Below are 11,755 nucleotides of genomic sequence, written 5' to 3'. Positions count from 1 at the left end.
CAACGACGGCGCAGCACCCCACCCGCGCCTTCGGCGCGACCTCCCCATCAAGGGGAGGTAGGGGGATGGCGCTCCGTCCTACCTCCCCTTGATGGGCAGGTCGGCGCGAAGCGCCGGGCGGGGTGCTGCGCCTGCTTCGGCAGGTACACAGACGCGATCACTGCGCGATCGAAACGCGGATCTCGTAGATATCGACGGACTTGCCCTTCTGGTCGAAGTCGGAGTTGACGGCGATGGTGCCGGCGGCGCCCGGGTGCTTGTTGGGGAACTGCACGTCGAACAGATATTCGTTGCGCTCGTGGCCGACCGCGTAGCGCTTGCGGCCGCAATCGCCGAGATCGCCGAAATTGCAGTCGACCGATATCTGCGTCTCCTTGCCTTCTTCCGAGCGGGCGACGATGTCGAACATGGCATGCTTGCCGGCAAGCTTCTCCAGCACGCCCTGGCCGACATCGAAGGCAATGGCCGAGCCCGATGCGCCGGAACGGATGCGCAGGAACTGGCCGGTGTCGTCCTTCATCACGTCGGCGCCGGCGTCGGAAGGCGCGCTGACATGGGTCGGATCGGCGGGCGAGAAGACGTTGATCCAGTTCTTCGACTGATCCGCCTCACCCGGCTTCTGCGGTGACCCGGGTTCGGCCGGCTGCGAGGAGTCCTCGTCGTCCAGCGTCGGCGTCGGCTCCGGCGGGCCGGTGTTGAGCTCGGCCGCGGTCTTGAAGACCCCGGTCTGTTTCGCGAAATAGAGGCCGATGCCGGCGGCCGCGAGCAGTGTCGCGACGACGAAGATCGCGGTCAGCGGCAGGCGCCGCCCCCTGATCCGCCGCTCGTCGCGGTCCGGCGCGACCTGGGCGCCGTTGCCGACCGGAGCGCCCGGCGAGTCATCGAGCGACGGCGCATCGGGCAGCGCGGCTTCGTCCGGCATGATATCGGGCACACGCGGCAGCACGCGCGAGCGAGGCTGGTCCGAAGCATCGGGCTGGACCGGGCCGTCAACGGTGATCGAGGGCGACGGCGCGGTTTGCGACGGCGGCAGCGGCGCGTCGACCGACGGCGCGGCCGAAGCGACTGGTTCGTCGACGCGGGGACCAGGCGCGCCATTGCCGGCCGGTGCGACGTTCTCCGGCGGCAGCGTTACGTCGGGGACGGCCGGCAGGAATTCGGATTCGATCTCGGTGATCTTGGCCTGCACCGCCTTGCGGCGGCTTATGGCGGCCTCGACCGTAACGTTCGGATTGGCCTGCAACACGCGGTCGAGCGCGGCAAAGGCCGATCGATAGACCTTTTCGCGGAACGCCCGGTCCTCGGCATTGCCTTTCTCGAAGGCATTGCGGATCGCTTTCTCGATGGGGTCCAAGCGAGCTCCCTCTGCGCTTTCGCTCACAATTCGCCTGATCGTTAGCCGCAGGCGACCAATCAATCAACGGGCGAGCGGCTGCCTTGCCGGCCAACGCCATTTCGGCATTTTTTGTTGAAGAATCAACATTTTTCGTCAGTGCTCGCCCGGCCGCTCCGCCCGGCCGGGTGTAAACAGCGGCCGCCCCGCACGCCGCCGCAGGCCGCGCCTGTGCCCGTTGCGCGGTAACCGTAGATCGGAATTGCCGACGACGAGGCCGGAATTCACCGCTGCCCATCTTGAATTAGCGAGCGGTTGAGTCTATCACCCAGCCCATTCTGGAAGCCCAATGCTTCCCGGGCCGCTTTAGCTCAGTTGGTAGAGCACATCATTCGTAATGATGGGGTCAGGTGTTCGAGTCACCTAAGCGGCACCAGTTTTCTCCCCCGCATCCCCGGCCCTGCACCACGTCATCGACACATCTCGGCTATTGTCGGGAATCGCCGTTGGTGGGAAACTCGCCTTGTCAGCATGGGAGGTCGAAATGCCCAATAGTTTCAAGACCGGAGACGTCGTCAGGCTGAAATCCGGAGGCCCGGATATGACCGTCAGCGACGGCGCGGCCTCCGGCACGTATCTGTGCCATTGGTTCAACCGCGAGGGCGACGTCTGGACCCCGCAGCATGCCGGTTTCAAGCCGGAGCAGTTGGTGGAAGTCGACAACCCGAGATAGAAGTCGCTTTCCGTTCCTTCAGGGACGCTCCGTCCGGCGCCGCCGGGCCCGGTGGATTTTTTGTCCGGTCGAAAAGACCGACGGATTTTGCTCGTCGCCGCGTTCAACGGCTGAAGCGTGGCCGCCAATGGCCGCGCCCAACCGGAGACGAGAGCATGATCCGCCCCACGATATTCGTCGTTGCCCTTGGTTTGCAGATCGCGGCCGCGGTCGGCCAGACAACGACGCCGACCCCTGCCCCGGCACCGGCCCAGACGTCGCCGGGCACCTCGGCTCCCGCTGCCGCCATGTCTGACCCCACCAAGTCCGGCCTCACCCTGGAAAAGTTCGAGGCGCGCCGCGAAAAGGCGTTCATGCGGGCCGATACCGACAATGACGGCAAGGTCAGCCTGGCCGAGTGGACCGCTTTCCAGACCGAGCGCAAGGCCAAAGGCGATCCGGCCAAATCCTTCGCGCGCATGGACACCGACAAGGACGGCTTCGTCGACAAGGCCGAGCTCGATGCCCTGCTGGCCAAACGCTTCGCCAGGCTGGACGAGAACGGTGACGGCGTGCTCGGCGCCGACGAGAGGCCGGGCCACAAAACCGCTCCCAATCAGGAGCAATGACCGAGAGGTTATGCCGCATAATGACAATCGCGAGCGCCCAGTTTGATGGGCGCCGATCCGGACGAGGAATTGGTACGCCGCATCGGTGCCGGCGACGTGGCCGCCGTGCACGCGATGGTGGCGCGCAAGCTGCCGCGCGTCCTGGCTCTTGCCACGCGCATGCTCGGCGACGCGGCGGAGGCCGAAGACGTCGCCCAGGAGACTTTCGTGCGCATCTGGCGCCACGCCTCGGGCTGGCGCCGGGGACGCGCGCGCTTCGACACCTGGATCCACCGCGTCGCGCTCAACCTTTGCTACGACCGGCTGCGGCGCCGGCGCGAATGGACGACGGACGAGCTGCCGGAGGTGGCCGATGAGGCACCGCTTCCCGATGCCTTGCCGGGCGACGACGAGCGCAGGGTGCAACAGGCGCTGCAGCGCATCGCGCCGCGCCAGCGCGAGGCAATCGTGCTGGTGTATTATCAGGAACTGTCCAACATCGAGGCCGCCGGCGCCATGCAGGTCAGTGTCGATGCGCTGGAAAGTTTGCTCGCGCGGGGACGTCGCTCGTTGCAGGCCATGCTCGCGGGAGATGGCGATGACTGAGATCTCGAAGGGACTGCGAATTTTGAGGACCGCGGCGTGGGGGGCCACGTCAAAACGGTGGAAGGGGGAACGAGATGGCTGAGAAAACCGCAGATGGGCCAATGGATGCCGGGCGCTTCGCCGCGCTGGCGGATGCTTATGGCAGCGCCTTGCATCGCTGGCCGCAGGCCGAACAGGCAGCTGCCTTGCTGTTTGCCGAGACCGACGAGGGCCGCGCCGTTCTGAGGCGCGCCGGCAGGCTCGACGCCATGCTCGACCGGCATCGGGTCGAAGCACCCAGCCCGACACTCCATGGCGCCATTGTCGCCCTGGCCGCGACCGAGGTCAGGCAGGGGCGCCGCCGGCGGTTCTGGTGGATGGGCTTCGGGCTAGCTGGCGCCGGGCTTGCCGGCGCCGTGGCCGGGCTGGCGCTGGTAACCGTCGTCAACCCGGATATCCAGTCCGACCAGTATGTCATGGACGCCAATGCGACGTCGTTCGGCGACGCCGGCCCCGACGCCGATCCTTACGAGGAAGACCTATGAGCCCCCGTCTTGTCGCGGCATCGCTGCTGCTCAACGTCTTTCTGATCGGCGCGCTCGCCGGCGGCGCAGGATGGCTGATCGGCAAATCCAATCCAGGCTATTCGCTGGAATCGGCGGGCGGCCGGCTGCCCGCCGCCGACCGCAAGGTTTTCCGCCAGGCACTGCGCGAGGTGCGCCGGGAATCGCGGGATGTCATCCTCGACGGCCAGGCCGCTCGGCGCGAGGCCGCCAACCTCCTGCAACAGCCGACGGTTGATACCGCTGCCCTGGCCGCAGCGATCGAGCGGGCGCGCAATGCCGACGTTACCGTCCGCACGAGGCTGGAACAGCGCATCATCGAATTCGCGGCATCAAGCTCGCCGGAGGACCGCCAGTTGCTGGCGGACGCCCTGCTGCGGCGTGCCGGCAGGCAGCCGCCGGCAAAAAAATCGCAATAGGCAGCGACGGAAAGGGCGGGCACGCCCCGTTCAAGGGAAGAGGGACAGGCCTGCGGCCGCCTTTGGCGGGCAGGTTCTCTTAACGTCGAAACTTTCGGGAGTATCCCATGAACAGTCTGACAAGATATTCGATCGCGGCCGCGCTCGCCATCGGCGGGACGGCCGCGGCAAGCGCCGCCTCGGCGATGCCGATCGCACCGGTTGCGCCGGCGCCCGCGCTTGTCGAACACGTCGCCTGGGGCTGCGGTCCAGGCTGGCATCCCAACCACTGGGGTCGCTGCGTACCCAACCGCCGCGTGATCTATCCCGGCTATTATTACTGGGGCGGACCGCGCGTCTATATCGGCCCGGGCTGGCATCCCTATCATCGCTGGCACCACTGGCGCCGCTGGTGATGAGCCGCTCGTGACGCCGTTCTGCGGCCGGCGTCATGTGACCTTGCTGTCCATAAACATGCCGGCCGACGCGATCGGCGTCGGCCTCAACGGAGGCTTCGTTGGCCGCACCGGTTTCAAATCCCACCTCGCCCGATCCGGCTGTGGTCGCGCTCAACCGCTTCGGCCTCGGCGCAAAAGCCGGCGACGACCTCGGCAAGATCGCCGCCGATCCGCGCGGTTACCTCAAGGCCGAGCTCAAGCAGCAGGACATCGCGCTTATTTCCCCCGACGATCCGAGGAATGCCGGGTTGCTCGACAGCACCGCGGCGATCCAGGCCAGCATGGCGGCAGCCATGGAGCGCAAGGCGGCGCGGGCCGAGAAGGCGGCGGTCGCCATGCAGCCGACGGCCGCGGAAGAGCCGGGGGCCCAAACCGAGACAAAAAACAAGCCGGCGGTGCCGCGCGTCGAGGCCGATATCTATCGCGACGAAGCGCAGGCCCGTTTCGACAAGGCGCTCGCTGCGACACCCGGCTTCGTGGAAAGGCTGGTCGGCTTCTGGTCGAACCATTTCTGCGTTTCCGTCGCCAAGGCGCCGGTCGTGCGGGCAAGCGCCGGCGCCTTCGAGCGCGAGGCGATCCGCCCCTTCGTGCTCGGCCGCTTCGCCGACATGCTGCTGGCGGTCGAGCATCATCCGGCCATGCTGTTTTTTCTCGACAACCAGCAGTCGATCGGGCCGGACTCACGCGCCGGCAAGCGACGCAGCCGCGGCCTCAACGAGAACCTCGCCCGCGAGATCCTGGAGTTGCATACGCTCGGCGTCGGCAGCGGCTACGACCAGGCCGACGTCACCAGTTTCGCCGGCATGTTGACCGGCTGGACGATGGCTGGACGCGAGGGGTGGCTCGGCGAGCCGGGAACCTTCGTCTTCAACGCCAATGCGCATCAGCCGGGCAAGGCGGTGCTGCTCGGCAAGACCTATCCCGACGGCGGCATGGGCCAGGCGAAAGCCGCGCTCAACGACATTGCCCGCCATCCGGCCACCGCGCGGCACATCGCCACCAAGCTTGCCCGCCATTTCATCGCGGACGACCCGCCGCCGGCGGCAGTCGCCCGCCTTGCCACCGTCTTCACCAAGACCGACGGCGACCTTCGGTCGATCGCGCTGACGCTGATCGACATGCCCGAAGCCTGGTCGACGCCGCTCACGAAGCTGCGCTCGCCACTGGACTATGTCGACGCGCTGCGGCGGGCGGTCGGCGCTACCGCCGGCAACGAACCGCAACGGTCGCTTCGCTGGCTGAGCGTGCTCGGCGAACCGTTGTGGCAGCCGCCGGGGCCGAACGGCTTTTCCGACCAGACGGACGCATGGGCTTCCGCCGAGGGTCTCAAGACGCGGCTGGACATCGCCTGGCAGGCCGCAAAGCAAGCGGACGACATCGGCGATCCCAACGAGATGCTGGCATCGCTGGTCGGCACGTCCGTATCGGCGGAGACACGGCAGGCCATTTCGCGTGCCGAGTCCAGGCAGCAGGGCCTGGCGCTGCTGTTGATGGCGCCGGAATTCCAGCGTCGGTGAAGAGAATGGAGATGCGGCCGTGAGCCTTCTTTGCGATACCCCAAACCTGTCCCGCCGCGCGGTGCTGATGACCGGCGGCGCGCTGTTTGCCTGGGCCTATCTGCCACGCTTCGCGCGCGCCGCCGCCAACCGCGACCCGCGCCTGATCGTCATCGTGCTGCGCGGCGCGCTGGACGGGCTGTCGACGGTCGGGCCGGTCGGCGATCCAGATTATGCCGGCCTGCATGGCGACATCGCGCTTTCGCTCTCAGGCGCCAACCCGGCATTGCCGCTCGACGGCTTCTTCGCCGTCAACCCGGCAATGCCGGTGTTTGCGCGCCTGTTCAAGGCAGGCAAGGCAGCGGTGGTGCACGCGGCGGCGACCGGCTATCGCGACCGCTCGCATTTCGACGGCCAGGACGTGCTGGAGAGCGGCCTGCCCGGCCCCGGGAACGCCGCCACCGGCTGGCTCAACCGGGCTTTAGCCAACCTGCCGGCGGGCGACAGGATAGCGAAGGCCGGCGGGCTCGCGGTCGGGCCTTCGACGCCGCTGGTGATCCGCGGTGCCGCCCCCGTGCTCGGCTGGGCGCCGCAGGCCCTGCCTACGCCCGGCGACGCCTTGGCCGAGCGCGTGCTCGACCTCTACAACCATCGCGACCCGGTTCTGGCGGCAGCACTGCAGAAAGGCCTCGACGCCGAACGAATGGCAACGAGCGACCAGCTCGACGGCAAGACAATGAAGCCGAAGGGCGGCCTCGCCAATGCCGCCGGCATGCGACAGTCGGCGCAGGGCGCGGCGAGGCTTATGGCTGCCGATGACGGGCCGCGCATCGCGGCACTGGCCTTCGACGGCTGGGACACGCATGTCAACGAAGGCGGCGCCACCGGCCGGCTCGCCAATCTGCTTGGCGGCCTGGACGGCGCCTTCGAGGAATTCGAGAACGGGCTCGGCGAGCGGTGGAAGGACACGGCTGTCGTCGCGATCACCGAGTTCGGACGCACGGCGCGCATCAACGGCACGGTCGGCACCGACCACGGCACCGGAACGGTGGTGCTGCTCGCCGGCGGCGCAATCAAGGGCGGCCGCGTCATCGCCGATTGGCCGGGGCTGAAGCCGGCTCAGCTTTACGAACAACGCGACCTCGCGCCGACCAGCGATGTGCGCGCGGTGCTGAAGGGCCTGCTCGCGGACCAGTTCGGGCTGTCTGCGGCGGTGCTCGGCGACAAGGTGTTTCCCGAGTCGGCGGCGGTGAAGCCGATGCGGGATTTGGTGGTGTGAGTCTTCAATCCGGATCGTGCCTACATTGGCATAGTATGGAGATTAGCCAAGGAGTCTGTCAGTTCGTCATCCTATGGCGAAGCTGAGGGGCTTCGGTCAATTAGGACGGTTTTCGGGAAGCCCACCGACATGAATCCCTCGTGTGGGAGGTCAGAAAAAGCCCGCGCCATTTCCAGCGCGGGCGTTCAATCCCCTCGGCCGATCATCAGCTCCAATGGCCGGGGTGCCAGTGGTGGTGATACCAGAAGCCGGGATGCCAGTGGCGCACCGGCCGGATGAACCGGCGGCCGTTCGGCACGCAATTGCCCCACCGGTTCATGTGCAAGCCGGGACCGCAGCGCCAGCCGACGGTTTCAGTCGGCAGCGAGGCTGCACTGGGCTTGGCCATCGGCATGGCCAGCGAGCCGACGGCGGACAGCATCAATGTGCCGGCGGCCAAGGCAATGGGCAGAAATATTTCGTGAACATGCGTTGTCTCCGTAATTCATCCCTACCTCCGTGAAACGGAGGCGAGGGTCGAAATCCGTCGGAGCGGGATGGATCACATGTTCGTTAGCGGGCGGTGCTATCGCCAAGCGTCGCCACGGTCTTCAGCGCGCCGTCCAGCATGTCGCCCTTCTCGTCCTTCAGCGCCGCCTCGCGCAGGCGGCGGAGCCAGTCGGCGGCGTCTTCACGGCCCTCGAGCATGGCGAGCGCCGAGAGCACGCGGTCGAATTTCGACTGGGCGCGGGCGTGGGTGTCGCTGTAGCCCTTGATCAGGCGACGGCAGTTCAGGATTTCGGTCGCAAGCGCGCAATCTTGCGGCACATAGCCAAGCGCCAGGCCGTACCAGCGCTCCAGATGCTCGACCTCTATCCTGTGACGCAGCAGGCGGCGGCGCCAGCGGCGCAGGCCGCCGATGAGCCAGAGCATGGCGAAGCCGGTAAAACTGTCGGTGCGGATGCGGCGGCCGCGATTGATGCGGCGGTCGAGGAAAGCGGCGAGCCTCGGCCGGTTCTCGATATAGCTGCCGAGCCCCACCGGCAGCGTGCCGCAGAATTCCTCGATGCGCGGATGGAAATATTCGGTCACCTGGAGGACCGAGCCTTCCTTGACGCCGACCTCCCTGCGCACGCGGCTGTCGCGGGTCGAACGCGTCTTCAGATCGGCGACGCGGATCATGTCGTCGTAGCACATGGCGTTGGCCAGATGTTTCGCGGCAGCGATCGACAGCGCGTAGCCGCGCTCCGCACCGTCCAGCGCGACCGCCTTGTCCAGCCGGTCGAGATATTCGCCGCCATAGGCGATGTCCTGGTAGTCGACGACCTTCTTCAGGCCGCGTTCCGCCATGTCGCGCGCTGGCACCGGCAGCGCAGCGACGCGGGCGGCAAGCTCCTGCCAGCCCTTCAGCAGAGTTTCCGGCCCACTGACCTTCGCCGTTGACTCGGCAGCGGCAGGTTTCGCGACTGCCCTCGCGCCAGCCGGCGCTGTCGCGATGCCGCACGCGCGGTCGTAAGCCGCGCCGAAGGCGGCGAGGCTCGCCTTGACGCCACGGCCGCCGGCACTGACCGCCTGCTCATAGCTCTCGCGGGTGAAGGGCAACGCACCGGAGCCGGCCAGCGCGCCGAGCAGGCTGGCAGAAATCATGGTGCCGTTGTCGGCGGCGATCCGCTCCATATCGAAGGCGATGAAGCGTTTCGCGGCCGCCTGCGCCGTTGCGTGCACCTTGTCCGACGAGGCGCGGCCGTCGCCGGGCTCGATCTTTTCCGAGACGGCGGCGATGCGGTGCGAGGAAGCAATCAGCGTCGTGCGCTCGGGCGTGACGAAGCCGCGGATGATGGCGCGGCCGGCTTCCATCAGCTCTGCGGCGATCAATATGTCGACATCGCCTTGCGAGGGCGACAGTGCGAAGACCGGCAGGCGGCCGGTGTCTCGGGCCATCTCGATATAATAGATCGTGGCGCCGGTGCGCTGGGCGACGCCGGCCACGGATGTCGACTGCGCGATATAGCCGTTGCGCTCGGCGACGTCGGTGATCCAGTCGGCGAGCACGCCGCCGCCCTGGCCGCCGACCGCGAGCACGGCAAGCTTGATGACGCGCTCGTCGTCATGGGCGCCCGCCTTCGGGCGCAGTGGAGAAGCCTGGTCAAGCATCGGCGAACATCAGGCGGCGGCTTTCGCGGCGCCGCTGCAAGAGACCGATCACGGCGCGGCGGGCGCTTTCGAGGAAACGGTCCCAGCGTCCGGGATTGTGGACGACGTCGGCGCGGTAGAAGGACGGGCAGAGCACGGCGGCATCCGCCACCTCGCCGCAATTGCCGCAGCCGACGCAGTTCTGGTCGATCGAGGCGACGGGGTCGTCGCGCAGCGGATCGTCGAGCGACTTCACCGACAGCGACGGGCAGCCGGAAAGCCGCATGCAGGCATGGTCGCCAGTGCAGATGTCCTCGTCGACGCCGAACTTCGGCTTGACTACCCTTGTCCCACCCTTGATCGCCTTGTCGACCAGCGGCTTCTCGCGGCGCTGGCGGTTCAGCATGCATTCGGAGGAGGCGACGATGACCTTCGGCCCCTTCTCCTCTGTCGTCAGCGCCTCGCGCAGCGCGGCGCGAATCTTGCCTACATCATAGGTGCGGTCGATGTGGCGCAGCCATTTGACGCCCATGCCTTTCACCGCTTCATCGATCGGATGCCTGGTCGACTTCGTCCGGTTCGAGGCGCGCGAGGACAGGATGTCCTGGCCGCCGGTGGCGGCGGAATAGAAATTGTCGACGATGACGATGACGCCGTCATTCTTGTTGAAGACGGCGTTGCCGATCGAAGAGCTCAGGCCGTTGTGCCAGAAGCCGCCGTCGCCGACGAAGGAAATCGAACGGCGTTTTGCATCGGGCGAGTTGAAAGCCGAAGCCGACGCCGGCCCCAGTCCGTAACCCATGGTGGTGGCGCCGAGCTCGAAGGGCGGCATGATCGAGAACAGATGGCAGCCGATGTCGGAAGCGATGTGGTGCTTGCCGAGCTCCTGCTCGACCAGTTTGGTTGCGGCGAAGATCGGCCGCTCGGGGCAACCTATGCAAAAGCCCGGCGGCCGGCCGGGCACGACATTGATGAGGTCGGCGGTGTCGACGCCCTCGCCCAGCTTGTTCGGCGCGCGGACCTCGCCCGGCAGCAGATGCGGGGCGTTGGCGCGCAGGAAGGAGCCGATGCCGTCGAGCATCACCTGCCCGGTATATTCGCCGGCCATCGGCAGATGTTCCTTGCCAACCAGCCTGGTGCCGCGCCCCGCCTTGTGCAGCATCGCGGCAAAAGCCTGCTCGATATAATTGGGCTGGCCTTCCTCAACGACCAGCACCGCCTGCTTGCCCTCGCAGAAGGAAAGGAACTCGTCATCGACCAGCGGGTAGACGGCGTTCAGCACATAAAGCGGCACGTCGGTGTCGCCATAGGTGTCGGCGAGGCCGAGCCGCTGCAGCGCGCGGATGACGGAATTGTACATGCCACCCTGCATGACGATGCCGACCGAGCCGTGGTCCGATCCGAATATCTCGTTGATCTTGCGGCTCTTGATGAAATCGACCGCCGCCGGCCAGCGCTTGGCGACCTTCTCCTTCTCATGCAGGAAGGAGGCAGGCGGCAGCACGATGCGGCCGGTGTCGCGGCGCGGCGCCTCCAGCGCATCGGCGACCGTCATTGGCGGGCGCTTGTTGTCCTTGGCGATGAAGTGGCCATGCACATGGCAGCAGCGGATGCGCACCTGCAGCATCACCGGCGTGTTGGAGATTTCCGACAGTTCGAAGCCGTCCTCGACCGCCTTGACGATGGAGGGCAGGTTCGGGCGCGGGTCGAGCAGCCAGACCTGGCTCTTCATGGCGAAGGCGTGGCTACGCTCCTGCATGATGGAGGAGCCTTCGCCATAGTCCTCGCCGACGATGATCAGCGCGCCGCCGGTGACTCCGCCCGACGCGAGATTGGCCAACGCGTCGGAAGCGACGTTGGTACCGACCGTCGACTTGAAGGTCGCGGCACCCCGGATCGGGTAGTGCACGGATGCGGCAAGCATGGCGGTGGCGGTCGCCTCCGAGGCGCTGGCCTCGAAATGCACGCCGAGCTCACCCAGAATAGCCTGCGCGTCGGCCAGCACGTCCATCAGATGGCTGATCGGCGCGCCCTGGTAGCCGCCAACATAGCCGACGCCGCATTGCAGCAACGCCTTGGTGATGGCGAGGATGCCCTCGCCGGCGAATTCCTCGCCGGCACCGAGCCTCAGCTTTTCGACTTCCTTGGCAAAAGACCGTTCGGCCATCTCTGCCTCCTTTCGTTGCCGCCTTCCCGTTGCCATCGGGGGCG

At 67.0% G+C, this 11,755-nt stretch carries 11 protein-coding genes, 1 tRNA gene and 1 pseudogene; 9 read left to right on the top strand and 4 right to left on the bottom strand.

What is annotated here, in order from left to right; all coding sequences use genetic code 11:
* Positions 1–157: 157 nt before the first annotated feature.
* A complete protein-coding gene (locus RFM68_RS16265; RefSeq protein WP_320233989.1) occupies positions 158–1,354 on the bottom strand; it encodes a hypothetical protein in 1,197 nt (398 codons plus the stop codon).
* 339 nt (positions 1,355–1,693) lie between these two features.
* On the opposite strand from RFM68_RS16265, the gene RFM68_RS16260 reads away from it, so the two are divergent.
* From RFM68_RS16260 to RFM68_RS16220, 9 genes are all read left to right on the top strand, one after another.
* A tRNA-Thr gene (locus RFM68_RS16260) sits at positions 1,694–1,769 on the top strand.
* A gap of 108 nt (positions 1,770–1,877) precedes the next feature.
* Positions 1,878–2,066: a YodC family protein gene (locus tag RFM68_RS16255; RefSeq protein ID WP_320233988.1), complete on the top strand. Its 189-nt coding sequence runs from the start codon at positions 1,878–1,880 to the stop codon at positions 2,064–2,066.
* Positions 2,067–2,221: 155 nt separating this feature from the next.
* Complete coding sequence (locus RFM68_RS16250) at positions 2,222–2,674, top strand: EF-hand domain-containing protein (protein ID WP_320233987.1); 453 nt, start codon at positions 2,222–2,224, stop codon at positions 2,672–2,674.
* A 45-nt stretch (positions 2,675–2,719) separates the two neighbouring features.
* The gene (locus RFM68_RS16245) at positions 2,720–3,259 is read left to right on the top strand and encodes an RNA polymerase sigma factor (RefSeq protein WP_320233986.1); all 540 of its coding nucleotides are present in this window, start codon (positions 2,720–2,722) and stop codon (positions 3,257–3,259) included.
* 74 nt (positions 3,260–3,333) lie between these two features.
* Positions 3,334–3,783, top strand: a complete 450-nt coding sequence (locus RFM68_RS16240; protein WP_320233985.1) for a hypothetical protein — start codon at positions 3,334–3,336, stop codon at positions 3,781–3,783.
* On the top strand, positions 3,780–4,220 hold the full coding sequence (locus tag RFM68_RS16235; RefSeq protein ID WP_320233984.1) for a periplasmic heavy metal sensor: 441 nt from the start codon (positions 3,780–3,782) through the stop codon (positions 4,218–4,220). Before RFM68_RS16240 ends, RFM68_RS16235 begins: the two co-directional genes overlap by 4 nt.
* 107 nt (positions 4,221–4,327) lie before the next feature.
* Positions 4,328–4,615, top strand: a complete 288-nt coding sequence (locus tag RFM68_RS16230) for a GCG_CRPN prefix-to-repeats domain-containing protein (RefSeq protein ID WP_320233983.1) — start codon at positions 4,328–4,330, stop codon at positions 4,613–4,615.
* Between the two features lie 101 nt (positions 4,616–4,716).
* Positions 4,717–6,174, top strand: a complete 1,458-nt coding sequence (locus RFM68_RS16225; RefSeq protein WP_320233982.1) for a DUF1800 domain-containing protein — start codon at positions 4,717–4,719, stop codon at positions 6,172–6,174.
* A gap of 67 nt (positions 6,175–6,241) precedes the next feature.
* Positions 6,242–7,432, top strand: coding sequence for a DUF1501 domain-containing protein (locus RFM68_RS16220; RefSeq protein WP_320234144.1), 1,191 nt, complete (start codon positions 6,242–6,244; stop codon positions 7,430–7,432).
* A gap of 205 nt (positions 7,433–7,637) precedes the next feature.
* On the opposite strand, the pseudogene RFM68_RS16215 reads toward RFM68_RS16220, so the two are convergent.
* The 3 genes and pseudogenes from RFM68_RS16215 to RFM68_RS16205 all read right to left on the bottom strand — a co-directional run bounded on the left by RFM68_RS16215 (position 7,638) and on the right by RFM68_RS16205 (position 11,711).
* Positions 7,638–7,900: pseudogene (locus RFM68_RS16215) on the bottom strand (GCG_CRPN prefix-to-repeats domain-containing protein).
* An 84-nt stretch (positions 7,901–7,984) separates the two neighbouring features.
* Positions 7,985–9,565: an indolepyruvate oxidoreductase subunit beta family protein gene (locus RFM68_RS16210; protein ID WP_320233980.1), complete on the bottom strand. Its 1,581-nt coding sequence runs from the start codon at positions 9,563–9,565 to the stop codon at positions 7,985–7,987.
* Positions 9,558–11,711, bottom strand: a complete 2,154-nt coding sequence (locus RFM68_RS16205; protein WP_320233979.1) for a thiamine pyrophosphate-dependent enzyme — start codon at positions 11,709–11,711, stop codon at positions 9,558–9,560. The genes RFM68_RS16210 and RFM68_RS16205 overlap by 8 nt, the downstream gene beginning before the upstream one ends.
* Positions 11,712–11,755 lie beyond the last annotated feature (44 nt).

Source organism: Mesorhizobium montanum (assembly GCF_033977145.1).
Taxonomy (GTDB): domain Bacteria; phylum Pseudomonadota; class Alphaproteobacteria; order Rhizobiales; family Rhizobiaceae; genus Mesorhizobium; species Mesorhizobium montanum.
Note: the sequence above shows the minus strand (reverse complement) of the source record. Positions and strands in the feature narration are given on the sequence as shown.

Bases quoted from the DNA above. Each gene is read 5' to 3' on its own strand.
- RFM68_RS16255 (WP_320233988.1), top strand. From the start codon at position 1,878: ATGCCCAATAGTTTCAAGACCGGAGACGTCGTCAGGCTGAAATCCGGA.
- RFM68_RS16250 (WP_320233987.1), top strand. From the start codon at position 2,222: ATGATCCGCCCCACGATATTCGTCGTTGCCCTTGGTTTGCAGATCGCG.
- RFM68_RS16245 (WP_320233986.1), top strand. From the start codon at position 2,720: ATGGGCGCCGATCCGGACGAGGAATTGGTACGCCGCATCGGTGCCGGC.
- RFM68_RS16240 (WP_320233985.1), top strand. From the start codon at position 3,334: ATGGCTGAGAAAACCGCAGATGGGCCAATGGATGCCGGGCGCTTCGCC.
- RFM68_RS16235 (WP_320233984.1), top strand. From the start codon at position 3,780: ATGAGCCCCCGTCTTGTCGCGGCATCGCTGCTGCTCAACGTCTTTCTG.
- RFM68_RS16230 (WP_320233983.1), top strand. From the start codon at position 4,328: ATGAACAGTCTGACAAGATATTCGATCGCGGCCGCGCTCGCCATCGGC.
- RFM68_RS16220 (WP_320234144.1), top strand. From the start codon at position 6,242: ATGACCGGCGGCGCGCTGTTTGCCTGGGCCTATCTGCCACGCTTCGCG.
- RFM68_RS16210 (WP_320233980.1), bottom strand. From the start codon at position 9,565: ATGCTTGACCAGGCTTCTCCACTGCGCCCGAAGGCGGGCGCCCATGAC.
- RFM68_RS16205 (WP_320233979.1), bottom strand. From the start codon at position 11,711: ATGGCCGAACGGTCTTTTGCCAAGGAAGTCGAAAAGCTGAGGCTCGGT.